A 16,395-nucleotide genomic window follows, 5' to 3' on the forward strand; every position below is an offset into this window, starting at 1 on the left:
CAGACGCGCGCGCCGTGGCGAGCGGTGACGTCGTTCAGCCGTCGGTGCGTACGAAGGTCCGCACCGCGGTGTCGAAGTGGCCGCGGGCCTCTTCGCTCCGGCGCACCGGCGAGGACACCCACACGTCGTACAGCCGGCCGCCCTCCTCCCAGCACAGGTCGCGGGTGTGGCGGGGGCCCTCGGCCGTGGAGAAGCCGTCCCAGGTGAACAGCCACAGGGCGGCCGGCCGGCCGCCCTGGGAGGTGGGCACGACCTCGGCGTCACGGTAACCGGGGTTGTTCGACGGGCCGTCGGCGTGGGCGCGCCGGTGGACGGCGACCGGCCCACCGGACTCGGGCTCCGCGACCTTGATGCCGATGCGGAAGGTCTCACCGGGCGACATGTAGAAGATCCGGGACCCCTCCACCTTGCGCGTGAAGCCGAGGGGGACGGCGAGCGAGAATCCCTCCGGGTCCTTGACGAGGCGGTAACCGGCGGGGGCGGCGCCCTTGCCGTCGGCCGAGGAGGAGGAGGCCGTACCGGCGGCCGGAGCGGGTGCGGGCGTGGACGCGGGGCCGGCCGCGTCGGCGGGGGTGGTCGGGCCGGCGGCCGCTCCGCTCGTGGACGTCTGCCCGCCGTGCTTGTCGTCGTTCATGAGCAGTGCGGCGGACACGCCCGCCCCGGCGAACGCGGCCACCAGGACGGCGGCGAACAGCGCCGCCCACGGCCGCCGCTTCCCGGGTGCGGGCGCGGGCACGGGCGGGGACGCGGGCGCCGATACGGGGGTCGGCGCGGACAGGGACGCCGGTGCGGGCCCGGGCCCGGTCGCGCCGCGCCGCGTCGGGGTGTGCTCGGCGGGGGTGTGCTGCGTCGGCGCGTCCGGGGCCGCCGCCTGAGCGGCGGCCCGCAGCAGCTGCTCCGCCCGCTCGGCGCCGAGCCGCTCGGCGGGATCGCGCTCCAGCAGTCCCCGCACCACCGGCAGAAGCGGGCCGCACGCCTCGGGCGGCCGGATCTCGTCGAAGACCACCGCGTGCAGGATCCCGCCGAGCGAGTCCCGCCGGAACGGCGAGGTGCCGCTGAGGGCCGCGCACAGCAGGGCACCCAGGGACCACAGATCGGCCTCGGGGCCCGACTTCGTCTGCCCCGACATCCTTTCGGGCGCGGTGTATTCGGGGGATCCGACGAAGGACCCGGTGGTGGTCAGCGTCGTCGCGCCCGACACCTGCGCGATGCCGAAGTCGGTCAGCACGGGCCGCCCGCCCGGCGCCTCCAGCAGGACGTTCGCCGGCTTGATGTCCCGGTGCAGCACCCCGGCCGCGTGCGCCGTGCGCAGGGCGCCGATCAGCGCGATCCCGATCCGGGCCGCCTCGGCGAGGTCCACCGGGCCGGTGCGGGAGAGCCGGTCGGCGAGGGAGCCGCCCTCGACCAGTTCCATGACGATGTACGGGAGTTCGCCGTCCTCCACGATGTCGTGCACCACGATGATGTGGGGGTGCTTGAGCTGCGCGGCCGCCCGTGCCTCGCGGAGCGTGCGCTCACGCTGCTGCCGGGCCTCGTCCGCGGACAGCGCGGGGTCGAGCGCGACCTCCTTGACGGCGACGCTGCGGCCGAGCAGCTGGTCCGTGGCGCGCCACACGATGCCCATGCCACCGCGGCCGAGCCGGGCGTCCAGGCGGTAACGCCCTGCGATCAGACGGGCGTCCGTCCCCTCGGTCCCCATGGCGACATCATGCCGCATCCGCGAGGGGCACCCGTTCGCGGCGTGTCGAACCCGCTCCTTGATCGTTTCTTCAGCGGTAGCCCTTACATCTGCTGCGGAATTCGGGAGGCGCGCGGTGACCGCTTGGCAGTACTTCGCCGGGGCGGGCCTGGTGGCGGCGCTCTGTCCGCTGCACGGCCACGTGGCGGTCGCGGGTGACGGCAACGGCCGCGGAGCCCGTGTCGAGCTGTGCGTGCCGGCCGGGCGGCCGGGCAGGCCGGTCTTCCGGCCGCCGGCCGGGCAGCCCTCGGTACGGGCGGCCGTGCCCGGCGCCGACCGGCCGACCGTGCGTCACCCGGGGCGGCCCGCGGCATCGGCCACGCCGCCCGCACGGCCCGCGCCGCCCGCGGAGCCGGAGCGGCCGCAGCAGCGGGCGGCGGTGGGGCCTTCCGCGGAGGCAGGGGCCGGGGAGCCGGAGCCGCCGGGGCCCGCGCCGGGTCCCGGGGGCGACAGCGTCCCGGCGTCGGCCGAAGCGCCCGCCCCGCCCGTGGCCGGGGCCGCCGTCGCACGGGTGAGCGCCTTCCACGTGCGTCCGTACCGCTCGGTGGCCCTGGAGCGGCGCGGCCCGGGCGGGATGTCCACCGTGATGCTCATGGTCGTCGTCACCACCCCGGCCGTACTCGCCGCCGCCGCCCTGCGCCCACGCTCCAAGAGCCGCGGCTGACCGCCGCCGCCCCCTCGTACCCCATCCACCGATCCACACCGGGAGAATCCACGTGTCCGAATGGCTGGTCCTGGCCGTCGCCATGGCGCTCGTCTGCGCCGTCGTCCTCGCCATCACCGCGATCCGGCACCGCCGGGCCGCCGACGACGAGGACACCAGCGAAACCCCCGATGTCATCGAGTACATGACGATGATGGTGGGTGTGGTCTACGCGATCGTCCTGGGTCTGGCCATCGCGGGCGTCTGGGAGGCGCGCGGCGCCGCCGAGGACAGCGTGCGCCGCGAGGCCCAGGCCCTGTACGAGGTCACCCAGCGCGCCGACGTCTACCCCGCGGCGGTCCGCGACCGGATCCGGGGCGAGGTGGACGCGTACGTCTCGCACACCGTCGCCGTGGACTGGCCGCTGCTGACCTCCGGCGACGGCGCCTCGGCCGAGGGCGGCGCCCTGCTCGGCAAGCTGCGCAGCGACGTCACGCACCAGAGCCCGGCCACCGAGCTGCAGGCGCAGGCCTATCAGCCGCTGCTGGACCACATCGCCGCCGCCGACGACGCGCGTCACTCGCGGATGCAGAGCTCCGAGTCCACGCTGCCGGGCGTGGTGTGGTTCGGTCTGCTGGTCGGCGGGGTGGTCACGGTCGGGCTGATCTTCACCCTGCAGATCCGGCGCTCCGGGCGGGAGTTGCTGCTCGCCGGACTGTTCAGCGCGTTGATCGTGTTCCTGCTCTTCATGGTGTGGAGCTTCGACGCGCCGTACGGGCGGGACGGGATCGACTCGGCCGCACCGTTCCAGGACCTGTTCCCGGCGTCCGCAACGGTGGCGGCCGGCCTCCGCTGAACCAAGCCCGGCCCGCACGCCGGGCCGCACGCCTTTCGCCGGTACACGCCGGCCGGTACACGCCGGCCGGTACGGGCTCGCCGCTACACCGTGACCTGTCGCCGGAGCGCCTGCACCACCGGTGAATGCCGCAGCGCGTGGGAGATCCGCAGGAGGTCGCGCGGACCGTCGGCTGTGTCGAGGAGGGTCTCCTCGTCCTCCCCGATGATCTTTCCGTCGGGGTCTGCGGACCGGGCCCGCACGGCGGCCGCGACCATGGCGGCGTCGGCGACCGCGCGGGCCGCGTCCTCGTCGGCGCCACCGGCGACGGCGCTCTCGTAGGCGTCGTCGCGCAGGCCCTTGTCGAAGTACGGGCCGAGGTGCAGGAAGCCGTCGTGGATGTCCGACTCGCGCTGGATCACCCGCAGCTCCGCCGCGGACCACCAGGCCATCTGCACGGAGGGCGTGCCGCTGGGCGCGGAGATCTGCACCTCCTGCCAGAGCGGGCCGAGCTGGCGGTACGTCGCCCAGGTCTGCCAGTGGTCCGACAGGCGCTGGCAGACGAGCGGGACCACGAAGCCCATCGCGCTGATCAGCGCCCCGAGGGCGGCGAGCGGCGGAGCGACGAAGGTGCTGAGGTCGTCGAGGTTGTGGTCGAACCAGCGGGCGACGACCGCGGAGATCTTGGTGGCGTCGTAGGCGAGGTTGAAGATGTATCCGGAGACGATGATCATGAGGCCGACCCGGAGCCAGCCGCGCACCTGCAGCGACCAGCGCCAGCACAGGACCACCATCACCACCGCGGCCACGTGGTGCGCCAGCAGGTAGAGGGCGATCATCTGGCCGATGTAGGGCGTGTTCGCGTAGTAGGTGTCGAAGTCGCGCAGCCGCTCCACCGGGGTCTCGCCGAGGATGAAGAGCACGACCAGGGCCACGATCACCACGCTGTAGCCCAGGATCCAGCGGCGCGATACGCGCCGGGTCTGCTCGGGCGGTCCGCCCCGCCAGTTGACCATCAGCACGAGGCAGGAGGCGCTGAACGCGGTGATCAGGCAGTACACCAGGGGGGCCGAGACGTTCACGATCCCGGTCCAGCGGTTGACCGCCGCGATGGTGGGCGGGGCGGCGAAGGCGAACACCGCTCCGGCCAGGGTCAGCAGGGCGACGACGGACCGCAGGAGCGGGTCGCGCCAGTTGTGCCGCAGGGCGGGCAGTTTGAAGGCGAGTGAGATCGCCATCGCGGCCGCCGGTATGTAGTAGTCCTCGCCGTTCAACGGTCTTTCCTGTGCCCCCGGTAGCCCAGCGAGGCCTCGATCCGGCCTGCCAATTGATCGCGCTGGACCGGAGCCCGGTGGCTCGCCGATCCGGCGAGCCAGTTCCGACAACGACTGCCCAGCAGTAAGCCGAAGGTTTCGGCCTCGGTCTCCTCCTGGACGTCGGCGCGCGTGCGCGCGGCGACGCGGCGGACCGTCTCGCCGATGTCGGCCTCGTCCGTCAGCAACCGCGCAGCGACGGCGGCGCCGTCGACGTGGTGACTGCAGTGGCCGGCCTTCATGTGCCACAGCTCGTGGCCCAGGATCACCAACTGGTGGTCCGGCGCGGTGCGTTCCTCGATGACCACGAGATCGCGGTCCGCCATGTCGAGCCACAGGCCGCTGGCCGTCCGCGGAGGGAACGAGGCCATTCTGAAGTCCACCCGGCGGCCGCGGTGTCTGCTCATGCCCTCGCAGAGGGCAGCGTAGAGGTCCACGGGTTCCACGGGGGCGGTCAGCCGGATGCCGGCCACCAGCTCCCCGCACAACCGCCGCTGCTCTCTGCCTATGCTCACCGTTCTCCCCGTCGGCGCGGATCCGGATCAGGACTCAAAGGATCAGACCCAGACTTTCGACTGGGTCAGGATTCGTTCGGTTTGACGCTTTCGAGGAGCATGTCCAGCCATTCGGTCACCTTGTCCCGGTGCTTGTCGCTGGGCAGTTGGGCGGCGCGCCACGCGATGCCCCGTACACCGTGGTTCTGGAGGAGTCTTGCCAGTGGATCGCCCGCCGATGCGCCCGAGGACGGTACGGTTTCCCGCGCCCGCCCCGCGAAGTCCTGGAGCAGCTGTTGCTCGGTCCGCTGGAGGGCGTCCGTGAGGGCGTCCGAGTCGTGCGCCGTGAGGAACCCGGCGTGCACTCCGAAGAACCGCTGGATCGCGTCGCAGTGTTCCATGGTGGGACGCCGGTCGCCGTTGATCAGTGCCCCGGCCTGCTGCCGCGACATGCCGGCGCCGTCCGCGATCTCCTGCTGCGTGTAGCGGCGACCGTTCGGCTTGACACGTGTCCGCCGGAGCAGGTCGAGACGCTGGAGGAACCGGGTCTGCAGATCGGGTTCGCCGGCCGGCCTGCCGTCGAGCAGGGTCCTGACCACGTCCGTGGGTACGCCGGAGGCCTCGGAGAGCCGCCGCAGGTCGAAGACCTGGTTCAGATCACGGCCCATCTTGCCCGCGAGTTCGGCGACACGCGTGATGGTGGCTGCCAGGGGTGCGTTGGCTACCGCGACGGGAGCCGGGAAGCCGTCTGTCACCAGTGGTTCTCCTAGATCGCGCGAAGTCGGTATGGGCACATGGTCGGCTTCTGGAATCTAGCCGCTCTCGCCCGGAAGGGCTAGAACGTGCCACAGCTGTGGCGGGAATGAGCTGTCAAGAGGCTGGAATTGCCACAATAGTTGACACTCGAATGAAGTCGGTAGCAGGATCGCCACACGGAAATGAAGATCCATACCGGAGGAGGGGGAGCTCTCAGTGCCACATCTCGCAGCGGTGGGCCCGTCCGATGGACTCGCCCGAGCCGGTGAAGAGCGTCTGGCGGGCGAGGAATCCACCCGCGGCGCCGTGCGGTCGGAGCGACGCAAGGAGATTTTGCGCCAGCGCCGCGAGGAGCTGGGACTGAGCCAGGAAGACCTCGCCGCCCGCCTGCGCATCAGTGTGCGCGCGTACGGGAACTGGGAAAGAGGTCTTGTCAAGGAGTGGACGGACCGCAAACTCCTCGCCCTGGCCGAGGCCTTGGAGATGAGCGAGCGGCAGTGCTTCTGGCTGTTCCGCGTCATGGTCGACCGTGACCCGCCGCCCACGTGGCGCGCCGCCGAGGAGAACCGGCTGCCCGAGGATCCGGCGCAGCGCGACTACCTGTGCGACTACGCGGCCCTCATGGAGTCCGTGCCCTACCCGAGCTTCCTGGTGGACCACCGCTGGGACGTGGCCCTGACCAACTCGGCCTTCGACCAGCTCTTCCAGTCCGTACGGCCGCACCCGACGGCCCTGCCGGACGACAACTTCCTGCGCTTCGTGCTGTTCCACCCGGACGCCGCGGCCGTGCTGGAGGACCACGAACCGGCCTGGTGCGTACCGCTGCTGGCCCAGTTCGCGACCGCGCTGGCCGGGGCCCCCGAGGACGAGGGACTGCGCAGCATCCGCCAGGAGGTGGCCCGTGACCCGTTCATGGAGGCCGCCTACCGGTACGGGGTGCCCCACTGGCTGAGCACGCACGGGACCGATGCCGCCGAACTGGACGGAGCGGTGCGCACGGTGCGCCACCCCGACCCGCGGTGGGGGCTGGTGCGCTGCCGGATGGTGGCCGAGACCAGTCGGATGCTGGGTGAGATGGGACTGACCCGGATCACGCTGGTCCTCTCGACGCCGGCGGGTGCGCCGAGGGGTCCCGTGCAGGGCGGCGGGGGCTTCGCGCACCAGCAGGGCGCCAGGCTGCGCGCCGTGCCGTCGCCGGTGGAGTGACCGACCGGGGCAGACTGGTGCCGGCGGACGTGTGCCGTGGCTCGCGTGCCCCCGATCGTGGCCGATCGTGTCACCGATCGTGGCGGCGTTCGTGGCACCGATCGTGCGCCTGCCACCACGGCGGTGGCACCGGCAACGGGATCTGCACTGGCGAAAGGCGGTAGGGCGTGCGGCTGACGATCCTCGGCGGAGGCGGATTCCGGGTACCTCTCGTCTACGGAGCCCTGCTCGGCGACCGTGCCGAGGGCCGGGTGTCCCATGTGACGCTGTACGACGAGGACCCGGCGCGGCTCACTGCCATGGCCCGGGTCCTCCGGGACCAGGCCGCCGCTGCCGACGACCCGGCAACGGGCGGCGCCCCGGCCGTCACCGCCACCGGGGACCTCGAAGAAGCCCTGCGCGGGGCCGATTTCGTCTTTTCCGCCATCCGCGTCGGTGGCCTGGAAGGGCGCGCCGCGGACGAGCGGATCGCCCTGGCGGAAGGAGTCCTCGGCCAGGAGACGGTGGGCGCGGGCGGGGTCGCGTACGGCCTGCGGACCGTGCCGGTGGCCCGTGAGCTCGCCCGCAGGATCGCCCGCAGCGCCCCCGGGGCGTGGGTCATCAACTTCACCAACCCGGCCGGGCTGGTCACCGAGGCGATGGCCGAGGAACTCGGCGGACGGGTGATCGGCATCTGCGATTCCCCCGTGGGCCTGGGCCGGCGCATCGCCCGGCTGCTGGGCGCCCGCCCGCAGGAGGCCTGGATCGACTACGTCGGCCTCAACCACCTGGGCTGGGTCCGCGGGCTGCGCATCGGCGGCCGGGACGAGCTGCCCCGGCTGCTGGCCGATTCCGAGGCGCTGGAGTCCTTCGAGGAGGGCCGGCTCTTCGGGGCCGACTGGTTGCGCTCGCTCGGCGCGATCCCCAACGAGTACCTGCACTACTACTACTTCAACCGTGACACCGTACGGGCATACCAGGAGGCCGAGCAGACCCGCGGTGCCTTCCTGCGCGACCAGCAGCGCGGCTTCTACGCCGAGGCGGGCCGGGCCGGTGCGCCGGCCGGGGCGGCGCTGGCCGCCTGGGACCGTACCCGGGCCGAGCGCGAGGCCACGTACATGGCCGAGAACCGTGAGGCGGCGGGCGTCGGCGAGCGCGACGAGAGCGACCTGGAATCCGGCGGCTACGAGAAGGTCGCGCTCGCACTGATGCGGGCCATCGCCCGGGACGAGCGGGCCACGCTGATCCTCAACGTCCGCAACGGCTCCACGCTGTCCGTCCTCGACGCCGAGGCCGTCATCGAGGTGCCCTGTCTGGTCGACGCGAACGGCGCCCACCCGGTCGGCGTCGAGCAGCTCCCGCTGCACGCGGTGGGTCTGGTGACGTCGGTCAAGGCGGTCGAACGGGAGGTCCTGGCGGCGGCCGCGAGCGGTTCGCGTGCCGACGCGGTCAAGGCCTTCGCCCTCCATCCGCTGGTCGACTCGGTGGGCGTGGCCCGGCGGCTGCTCGACGGGTATGCGGCGGAGCACCCGGGGCTGGCCTACCTGCGCTGATCCCGCAGGGCCGTTCCCCCGGACGGCGCAGCGCCGCATGCGCCGCGGCGGGCGCGCTGTGACAGTGCGAGGGTGACCACCGCCCCCGCCGAAGCCGCCGCGCCCCCCGTGATCGACCGGCGGCGGCGCAACGTCATCTTCGGCACGATCATGCTCGGCGTGCTGCTGGCTGCGCTCGACCAGACGATCGTCGGGACCGCGCTGCCCACGATCGTGGGGGACCTGGGCGGCGGCGACCACATGTCGTGGGTGGTGACCTCCTACCTGCTCGCCGAGACCGTGGCGACGGTCCTGGTCGGCAAGTTCGGCGACCTCTTCGGCCGGAAACTGATCTTCCAGATCTCCGCCATCGTCTTCATCAGCGGCTCCTTCCTGTGCGGCCTGTCCAGCAACATGACCTTCCTGATCGTGTGGCGCGGCGTCCAGGGCATCGGAGCCGGCGGCCTGATGGTCACCGCCATGGCGCTGATCGCCGATGTGGTGCCCCTGCGCGAACGCGGCAAGTACCAGGGCATGATCGGCGCCGTCTTCGGGGTCGCCACCGTCATCGGACCGCTGCTCGGCGGGTTCTTCACCGACCAGCTGACCTGGCGCTGGTGCTTCTACGTCAACGTCCCGATCGCGATCCTCGTCGTCGTCGCGGCCGCGAAGACGATCCCGGCGGTCCGGGCCTCGGGCAAGCCGGTCATCGACTACCTGGGCATCGCGCTGGTCGCCGTCGGCTCCAGCGCGCTGATCCTGGCCACCAGCTGGGGCGGGAACGAGTACGCCTGGACCTCGCCGGTCATCATCGGCCTCTTCGCGGGCGGCGCCGTGGCGCTGGCGTTGTTCTGCCTGGCCGAGACACGCGCCGCGGAACCGATGCTGCCGATGCGGCTCTTCCGCAATCCGGTCTTCTCCGTGTGCTCGGTCCTGAGCTTCGTCGTCGGATTCGCGATGCTCGGCGCGATGACCTTCCTGCCGACCTACCTCCAGTACGTCGACGGGGACTCGGCCACGATCTCGGGCGTGCGGACCCTGCCCATGGTCATCGGCCTGCTGATCGCCTCCGTGTTCAGCGGCAACGTGGTGAGCAGGACCGGCCGGTACCGGATCTTCCCGATCGTCGGAAACGCGGTCATGGGCGTCGGCCTGTACCTGCTGTCGCTGATGGGCCCCGGGACCAGCACCCTGCTGGAATCGCTGTACATGTTCGTGCTCGGCACGGGCATCGGCCTGTCCATGCAGGTGCTGACCATCGCCGTGCAGAACACCGTCGACTACGCCGACCTCGGCACGGCCACCTCCGGGGTCACCTTCTTCCGTACGCTCGGCAGCGCCTTCGGGACGGCGGTCTTCGGGACGATCTACGCGAACCACCTCGGGCCCGGGCTGGAGGCGGCGTACGCGGAGGCGGCGCGGCTCGCCGGGGAGGATCCGGAGCAGCTGGCCAGGGCCGCGTCCACCCCGGAAGGGGTGCACCGGCTCGATCCGGAGGTAGCGGCCCCGGTGATCGACGCGTACGCGCAGGCCCTGCAGACCGTGTTCCTGTACACCGTGCCGGTCGCCGTGTTCGGCTTCGTCGTCGCGCTCTTCCTCAAGCAGGTCAAGCTGCGCGACAGCGCCCGGGCCGGGTCCACGGACATGGGCGACGGCTTCGGCTCACCGGCCACGGCCTCGGGGGATTCGGCCAAGCTGCTGGAGCTGGCCGTCGGCAAACTCGTGCGGAACATGGGGGCGGACACGGCGCGGGGGATCGTCGAGGCCTCCGACACCCGGCTGGACATCGCGGGAGCCTGGGCGGTGATGCAGGTGGACGTGATGACGCGGACCATCGGCCATGCCAGCCTCCCACTGATCGCAGGCCGCCGGTCCCTGCCGCCGGAGGTGCTGATCCCCGTCTACGAGCGGATGGCGGACGAGGGCTTCCTCAGCCGCGAGGGCAGCTTCTTCACCCTCACCGCGGCCGGGCAGCGGGAGGCCGACGTCATCTCGAAGGCGTGGGGCGAGTGGCTCAAGGACCAGTTGGAGAAGGACCGGGGACGGCCGCGGAGCGAGGAGCTGCGGGTCGCGGCGGACGCGATCGCCAAGCGGTTGCTCGCGGAGGACCTGGGGGACGGCAACTTCGCGCCAAAAGTGGTGGTGCGGCGGTAGATCCGGGCCCGGAACGGAACGCGGCGGGGTCCTTGCTCGTCCTCCCCCACGAGGCAGTAGGACAGCCGGACCGGCAGACGCCGGACGGCGGACGGACGACGGGGGCCGCTCGTGAGGATCACACTGGCCGAGGAGATCATGCTGCTGTCCCTGGACGACGAGTCCGGGACGGAGCGGCAGCGGCAGTCAGCGGGCTGGGCGGTGGCGGGAGCGATCCTGCTCGAACTCGTCATGGCGGAGCGGGTGTCGGTTTCGGGCAAGTACCTGGAGCTCAGGAACACCGGGCCGACCGGGGAACAACTGCTGGACGGCCGGATCCGGCTGATGGAGGCCTGGCTGCGGGGCCGCAGCAAGCGCCGGGTGACTGACTGGCTGACGAAGGACCAGACGAAGGCCGTCGGAGCCGCCCTGGAGCGCCTGGGCGAGCGCGGGCTGGTCGTGGCGGAGGTGCACAAGGTGTTCGGCGTGTTCCCGCAGCGCCGCTACCCGGAGGCCGACGGAACGGTCGAGCGCGCCCTGCGCGAGCGGCTCCAGGGCGTCGTCCTGGACGGCGCCGAGCCGGACGAGCGCACGGCTGGCCTGATCGCCCTGATCCACTCGGCCAAGCTGCACCGGCTCGCCTTCCCCGACCGCAAGCCCGCCGAGGTGAGCGTGAGGACGGCGGAGATAGCCGCCGGGCAGTGGGCGGCCGAGAGCGTCCGGACCGCCATCCGCGACATGCAGGCCGCGATGGTGGCGGTGACCGCGGTGACGGTCCTGACGGCCACCTCGTAGGGCACCGAGGTGCCGGGGTACTGAGGTACTCGGGCGCCGGGGCGCTCAGGCGCCCGGAGCCGGGCCCGAGACCGGGTAGTGGTACGAGTGGACGTGCTGCGGCGGTGCCAGGTCCGGGCGCCACGCGTGCAGCACGGCCGCCGACGGGACGTACAGGGCCGTCGGGATCTCGGAGGGAAGGAACCACTCCCAGCGGGCGATCTTGTGCGGCTCGGTGACGGTGGGCACGCCCTCCGCCGCGGTCGTGACGGCGGCCGCCGTCAGCCGGGTCAGGCCGGCCTGACCCTCGATGTGCACGGACAGGATGCGGATCGACGCGGGGTCCGCCCGCAGATCGGTCTCCTCGGCGAGCTCCCGGGCGGCGGCCAGCTCGAACCCCTCTCCGGGGTCGACCTTGCCGCCGGGCAGCTCCCAGCGGCCGTCGTGCGCCTGGCCGAGGAGCACCCGGCCGTCCGGGGCCACGACGACGACGCCGACGCCGACCACGGCATGGGGCTGCGGAGCCGCCCGTTCGGGGCGCTCGGCGGAGCTGGTCATGGGCGTCCTTCCGAGGGAGTGGTGGGCCGGGCCCTGACATGGATCCGCTCGCCCTGGGGGCCGAAGAGGCTGAGGAACTCCGCCGGCTGCGAACCCGCGTTGAAGAAGGCGTGCGGGGTGCGCGTGTCGAACTCGGCGGCCTCGCCGGGGCCGAGCACGAGATCGTGCTCGCCGAGCAGCAGCCGGATGCGTCCGGAGAGCACGTACAGCCACTCGTAGCCCTCGTGGACCTGCAGTTCCGGTTCCGGCGTCGGACCGTCGAGCGGCGGGAGGATCTGCTTGAAGGCGTGCACACCGCCGAAGTTCCGGGTCAGCGGCACGTAGGTGCTGCCGTGCCGGACGAAGGGGCGCGGGCGGATCCGGGGATCCCCGGTCTCCGGGGCGCCGACCAGCTCGTCGAGCGCCACCCGGTGCGCCCTGGCCAGCGGAAGCAGCAGCTCCAGAGTCGGCCTGCGCTGCCCGGACTCCAGCCGGGAGAGGGTCGAGAGCGAGATGCCGGTGGTCTCGCTGAGCTGGGCCAGCGTGGTGCCGCGTTGCTGCCGCATCGCGCGCAGCCGCGGGCCCACGGCGGTGAGCACCCCGGCGAGTTCCTCGTCCTGCTCCTCTGTGGCCATGACTCCATTTGCCGGTTCGGCAAGAACATTTGTCAAGTGGGCCGCCGTGGGCAGACCCTCACTTCCATGGACAACGCAATGGACAGCTCCTTCGACGTGGTGGTCGTGGGCGGCGGCGCCGCCGGGCTCGCCGGGGCACTGACCCTGGTCCGGTCCCGCCGTTCGGTACTGGTGATCGACTCCGGCAGCCCGCGCAACGCCCCGGCCGCTCACCTGCACGGATACCTCGGCCAGGACGGCGAGAGCCCGGCGGACCTGCTGGCCAAGGGGCGTGCGGAGGTGACCGGCTACGGCGGGGAGGTCCGGGCGGGCAGGGCCGTCGCCGCGGACCGGCTGCCCGACGGGAGCTTCCTGGTCCGCTGCGGGGACGGCAGCACCGTGCGGGCGCGCCGGCTGCTGGTCGCCACCGGCCTGGTGGACGAGCTGCCCGACGTGCCCGGTCTCCGCGCGCGCTGGGGGCGGGACGTGCTGCACTGCCCGTACTGCCACGGCTGGGAGGTCGCGGACCGGCCGATCGCGGTTCTGGCCGACGGCCCCCTCGCCGTGCATCAGGCCCAGCTCTGGCGGCACTGGAGCGAGCGCACCACCCTGCTGGCGCACAGCTGGCGGCTCACCGCCGAGGACCGGGAACTGCTGGCCGCCCTCGGTGTCCCGGTCGTGGAGGGCGAGGTGACCGGTCTCGCGGTCCGGGACGACCGGCTGACCGCGGTGACCCTGGCGGGCGGCGCCGAGGTGGAGTGCCGGGCCCTGGTGGTGGCCCCGCGGTTCACCGCCCGCTCGGGCGTCCTGACCGGCCTCGGCCTGCCGGCCACGGTCATGGAACGGGACGGCAGCACGATCGGCACCTGCGTCGCATCCGATCCGGCCACCGGGGCCACCGCGCTGCGCGGGGTCTGGGTCGCGGGCAACGTGACCTCCCCGCTGGAGAAGGTCGCGGGTGCGGCCGCCCAGGGGGCACAGGCGGCCGCGGCCATCAACAACGACCTCATCGAGGAGGAGACCAGACGGGCCGTGGAGGCCCACCGGGCGGGCATCTGAGCGATTACCGGACATCTGTGCGGGTTTCGGGCGGCCCCGGCGCGTGCAGGCTCTGAGCGGTGTGATCGTCGTACGGTCCAACAGCTCGGGGGGACGCTCCATGGCACATGTGCTGGTCATCGGCGGAGGTGTCGCGGGGCCCGCCACCGCCCTGCTCGCGGCGCGGCAGGGCCACACGGCCGAGGTTTTCGAGCGCGACGCGCGGGCCCCGGGCACCGAGCTCGACCGTGACTTCTTCGGCTGGCGGCGGCCGACCGTACCGCAGGCGGCCCAGCCGCACGTGCTGCTCGGGGCGGCGCGCAACGTCCTGCGCGGCGATCTTCCGGACGTCCACGAGGAGATGCTCCGGCTCGGCGCCCGCGAACGGCACGAACTGGACTGGTTCGACGCCCGCCCGCCCGCACTGCCCGGTGACGATGACCTCGTCATGCTGCAGGCCCGGCGCATCGTGCTGGAGAGCGCGCTGGCCACGGCGCTGCGCGCGGAACCGGGGGTCGTCGTCCGGTACGGGGAGCCGGTCACCGGACTGATCACGGCCCCGGGGCCGTCCGGGGGCAACGGGAGCACTATGGGGGCCGGGAGCGGGAGCGGGAGCGGGAGCGGGAGCGGGCTCGAGCTCGGGCAGGGGTGCGGGATCCGTGTGACGGGAGTGACCACCGAGACCGGGAGTTACCCGGGGGACCTGGTCGTGGACGCCTGCGGGCGGCGCGGGGGCACCGAACGCAGGCTGGCCGAGGTGGGCTGCCGGCCGCCGCTCGTGGAACGGCACCGCACCGGGCTCGCGTACTTCTGCCGCTGGTACCGGCTGCCGGAGGGCATGGAGGAGGGGCCGCGCCGGCCGTGGGCGGTCACCGGCGGGGCCTTCGCCGGCTGCGCCGTCTTCCCGGCCGACAACCGGGCGTTCGCCGTGACGCTGTTCGTGCACACCGAGGACACCACCCGATCGGCGCTGCGCGACCCGGCCGTCTTCGAGGCGGCGGCGCGCGCCTTCCCGCCCGGCGCGGCCTGGCTGGCGCTGGGTGCCGAGCCGCTGTCGGGCGTCCTGGCCACGGCGAGCCTGGACAACCGGTGGAGTGCGCTGGTCGACGAACGGGGCCCGGTGGTGACGGGACTGGTGCCGGTCGGTGACTCGATCACCCACACCAACCCGACCCTCGGGCAGGGCACCTCGCTGGCCCTGTGGGCGGCGCGCAGGGTGGCCCGTACGGTGCACCGCGACCCGGGCTCGGCGAAGTACGCCGTCGATCACCACGCCTGGGCGCAACGCACCCTGAAGCCGTGGTTCGACTTCCAGGTGGTCGCCGACGCGGCCATCGGGGAGCGCTTCGCGACGCGGGCCGGGCGCGGCGGGACGGCGCGCGAGGTGTCCGCGCTGTTCGACTGCGCGCTGGAGGATCCCGAGGTGATGCGGGCGAGGGCGCGGGTCCGGCACCTGGTGGAGCCGCCGGAGCGGGCGTACGCGGATCCGGAGGTCCGCGCCCGGGTGGCGCGCTGGCTGGCGGCCCGGCCGGACTACGCGCCGAACGCGACGGGGCCGGACCGGGAGGAGTGGGAGAAGCTGACGGCGGGATGAGGCGGGGCGCCGTCGGTCGTGGCGGGGGCGGGGGCGTGTCAGGACGGCGGGGCGGCCGGGGGCGGGCCGGAGGGGCGGCCGCTCAGCCGGCGGTATCGCTCGTACCGTTCGTACCGCCGGCAGGGGGGCCGAGGACTTCGGCGAGGTCGTAGCCGACGACCTCCTCCAACTGGGCGTAGGTGCAGCTCTCGGGAGTCCGGTCGGCGCGCCAGCGGTGGAACTGCGCGGTGTGCCGGAAGCGGTCGCCCTCCATGTGGTCGTACCGCACCTCGACGACCCGCTCGGGGCGGAGCGGGACCCAGGACAGGTCCTTCTTGCCGGTCCAGCGGCTCTGGGCGCCGGGCAGCCGGGCGCTCTCGTGGGCGGACTCCTCTGCCCAGGCGGCCCAGGGGTGGCCGGCCGGATCGGCCATCCGCAGGGGTTCCAGTTCCTCCACCAGCTCGGCGCGGCGCTTCATGGGGAAGGCGGCGCACACGCCCACGTGCTGGAGTGCGCCCTGGGCGTCGTACAGGCCGAGCAGCAGCGATCCGACAATCGGACCGCTCTTGTGGAAACGGAAACCCGCGACGACGACGTCGGCCGTACGTTGGTGTTTGACCTTGAACATGAGGCGCGCATCGGGCCGGTAGGGGAGATCGAGCGGTTTGGCGATCACCCCGTCGAGCCCGGCGCCCTCGAATCGCTCGAACCACTCCTGCGCGAGCGCGGGATCGGTGGTCGCGGGCGCGAGATGCACGGGGGGCCGAGCAGTGGAGAGGGACCGGGCGAGGGCGGTACGGCGGTCGGCGAGCGGGGTGTCGAGCAGCGACTCGTCGCCGAGGGCGAGCAGGTCGAAGGCGACGAAGCCGGCGGGTGTGGTCTCGGCCAGCAGGGCGACACGGGACTGCGCGGGATGGATCCGCTCGGTCAGCCGGTCGAAGTCGAGGCGCCCGCCATGAACGATCACGATCTCGCCGTCCATCACGCAACGGCTCGGCAGATTGCTCTTCAGCGACTCCACCAGTTCGGGAAAATACCTGGTCAGGGACTTGCCCGTGCGGCTGCCGAGCTCGATCTCATCGCCGTCGCGGTACACGATGGCCCGGAAGCCGTCCCACTTGGCCTCGTACTGCATTCCGTGCGGGATCTTCGCCACGGACTTGGCGAGCATCGGCTTCACGGGCGGCATCACTGGCAGATCCATGCCACTGATTCTGCGGTGGTACGTCC

The 16,395-nt window shown here is 72.7% G+C and carries 15 protein-coding genes; 8 read left to right on the top strand and 7 right to left on the bottom strand.

The window, feature by feature from the left end:
• Positions 1-34 precede the first annotated feature (34 nt).
• The gene (locus OG444_RS31055; protein WP_327265308.1) at positions 35-1,699 is read right to left on the bottom strand and encodes a serine/threonine-protein kinase; all 1,665 of its coding nucleotides are present in this window, start codon (positions 1,697-1,699) and stop codon (positions 35-37) included.
• 115 nt (positions 1,700-1,814) lie between these two features.
• On the opposite strand from OG444_RS31055, the gene OG444_RS31060 reads away from it, so the two are divergent.
• Positions 1,815-2,402: a hypothetical protein gene (locus OG444_RS31060; protein WP_327265309.1), complete on the top strand. Its 588-nt coding sequence runs from the start codon at positions 1,815-1,817 to the stop codon at positions 2,400-2,402.
• A 52-nt stretch (positions 2,403-2,454) separates the two neighbouring features.
• A complete protein-coding gene (locus tag OG444_RS31065) occupies positions 2,455-3,237 on the top strand; it encodes a bestrophin-like domain (RefSeq protein WP_327265310.1) in 783 nt (260 codons plus the stop codon).
• A gap of 83 nt (positions 3,238-3,320) precedes the next feature.
• Here OG444_RS31065 and OG444_RS31070 read toward each other — a convergent pair whose 3' ends face one another.
• The 3 genes from OG444_RS31070 to OG444_RS31080 form a co-directional block, all read right to left on the bottom strand.
• Positions 3,321-4,490 carry an MAB_1171c family putative transporter gene (locus OG444_RS31070; protein ID WP_327265311.1) on the bottom strand — a complete coding sequence of 390 codons (1,170 nt, stop codon included), beginning with the start codon at positions 4,488-4,490 and terminating at the stop codon, positions 3,321-3,323.
• Positions 4,487-5,044, bottom strand: a complete 558-nt coding sequence (locus tag OG444_RS31075) for a toxin-antitoxin system, toxin component (RefSeq protein WP_327265312.1) — start codon at positions 5,042-5,044, stop codon at positions 4,487-4,489. The genes OG444_RS31070 and OG444_RS31075 overlap by 4 nt, the downstream gene beginning before the upstream one ends.
• A gap of 65 nt (positions 5,045-5,109) precedes the next feature.
• On the bottom strand, positions 5,110-5,778 hold the full coding sequence (locus OG444_RS31080; protein WP_327265313.1) for a helix-turn-helix domain-containing protein: 669 nt from the start codon (positions 5,776-5,778) through the stop codon (positions 5,110-5,112).
• Positions 5,779-6,112: 334 nt separating this feature from the next.
• On the opposite strand from OG444_RS31080, the gene OG444_RS31085 reads away from it, so the two are divergent.
• From OG444_RS31085 to OG444_RS31100, 4 genes are all read left to right on the top strand, one after another.
• Complete coding sequence (locus OG444_RS31085; protein ID WP_327265314.1) at positions 6,113-6,985, top strand: helix-turn-helix domain-containing protein; 873 nt, start codon at positions 6,113-6,115, stop codon at positions 6,983-6,985.
• 167 nt (positions 6,986-7,152) lie between these two features.
• On the top strand, positions 7,153-8,517 hold the full coding sequence (locus OG444_RS31090) for a 6-phospho-beta-glucosidase (RefSeq protein WP_327265315.1): 1,365 nt from the start codon (positions 7,153-7,155) through the stop codon (positions 8,515-8,517).
• 72 nt (positions 8,518-8,589) lie between these two features.
• Positions 8,590-10,650 (top strand): MDR family MFS transporter, encoded by a 2,061-nt coding sequence (locus OG444_RS31095; protein WP_442810657.1) that lies wholly within the window; start codon positions 8,590-8,592, stop codon positions 10,648-10,650.
• Positions 10,651-10,761: 111 nt separating this feature from the next.
• A complete protein-coding gene (locus OG444_RS31100; protein WP_327265316.1) occupies positions 10,762-11,424 on the top strand; it encodes a GOLPH3/VPS74 family protein in 663 nt (220 codons plus the stop codon).
• 45 nt (positions 11,425-11,469) lie between these two features.
• Here the strand turns inward: OG444_RS31100 and OG444_RS31105 are convergent, their stop codons facing one another.
• Together OG444_RS31105 and OG444_RS31110 are read right to left on the bottom strand one after the other, a co-directional pair.
• A complete protein-coding gene (locus OG444_RS31105; RefSeq protein WP_327265317.1) occupies positions 11,470-11,961 on the bottom strand; it encodes a nucleotide triphosphate diphosphatase NUDT15 in 492 nt (163 codons plus the stop codon).
• Entirely contained in the window at positions 11,958-12,575 is a 618-nt protein-coding gene (locus OG444_RS31110; protein ID WP_327265318.1) for a helix-turn-helix domain-containing protein, read from the bottom strand. Before OG444_RS31110 ends, OG444_RS31105 begins: the two co-directional genes overlap by 4 nt.
• Positions 12,576-12,641: 66 nt before the next feature.
• Here OG444_RS31110 and OG444_RS31115 point away from each other — a divergent pair, with 66 nt between their 5' ends.
• Together OG444_RS31115 and OG444_RS31120 are read left to right on the top strand one after the other, a co-directional pair.
• Positions 12,642-13,613: an NAD(P)/FAD-dependent oxidoreductase gene (locus OG444_RS31115; RefSeq protein ID WP_327265319.1), complete on the top strand. Its 972-nt coding sequence runs from the start codon at positions 12,642-12,644 to the stop codon at positions 13,611-13,613.
• 100 nt (positions 13,614-13,713) lie between these two features.
• Positions 13,714-15,186 (top strand): FAD-dependent oxidoreductase, encoded by a 1,473-nt coding sequence (locus OG444_RS31120; protein ID WP_327265320.1) that lies wholly within the window; start codon positions 13,714-13,716, stop codon positions 15,184-15,186.
• 82 nt (positions 15,187-15,268) lie between these two features.
• Here OG444_RS31120 and OG444_RS31125 read toward each other — a convergent pair whose 3' ends face one another.
• On the bottom strand, positions 15,269-16,369 hold the full coding sequence (locus OG444_RS31125; RefSeq protein ID WP_327265321.1) for an ATP-dependent DNA ligase: 1,101 nt from the start codon (positions 16,367-16,369) through the stop codon (positions 15,269-15,271).
• Between the last annotated feature and the right edge of the window lie 26 nt (positions 16,370-16,395).

The sequence above is a fragment of the Streptomyces sp. NBC_01232 genome, from assembly GCF_035989885.1.
In the GTDB taxonomy this organism is placed as follows: Bacteria; Actinomycetota; Actinomycetes; order Streptomycetales; family Streptomycetaceae; genus Streptomyces.

Coding starts and splice junctions, on each gene's coding strand:
- OG444_RS31055 (WP_327265308.1), bottom strand. CDS start 1,699: ATGGGGACCGAGGGGACGGACGCCCGTCTGATCGCAGGGCGTTACCGC.
- OG444_RS31105 (WP_327265317.1), bottom strand. CDS start 11,961: ATGACCAGCTCCGCCGAGCGCCCCGAACGGGCGGCTCCGCAGCCCCAT.
- OG444_RS31110 (WP_327265318.1), bottom strand. CDS start 12,575: ATGGCCACAGAGGAGCAGGACGAGGAACTCGCCGGGGTGCTCACCGCC.
- OG444_RS31115 (WP_327265319.1), top strand. CDS start 12,642: ATGGACAACGCAATGGACAGCTCCTTCGACGTGGTGGTCGTGGGCGGC.
- OG444_RS31120 (WP_327265320.1), top strand. CDS start 13,714: ATGGCACATGTGCTGGTCATCGGCGGAGGTGTCGCGGGGCCCGCCACC.
- OG444_RS31125 (WP_327265321.1), bottom strand. CDS start 16,369: ATGGATCTGCCAGTGATGCCGCCCGTGAAGCCGATGCTCGCCAAGTCC.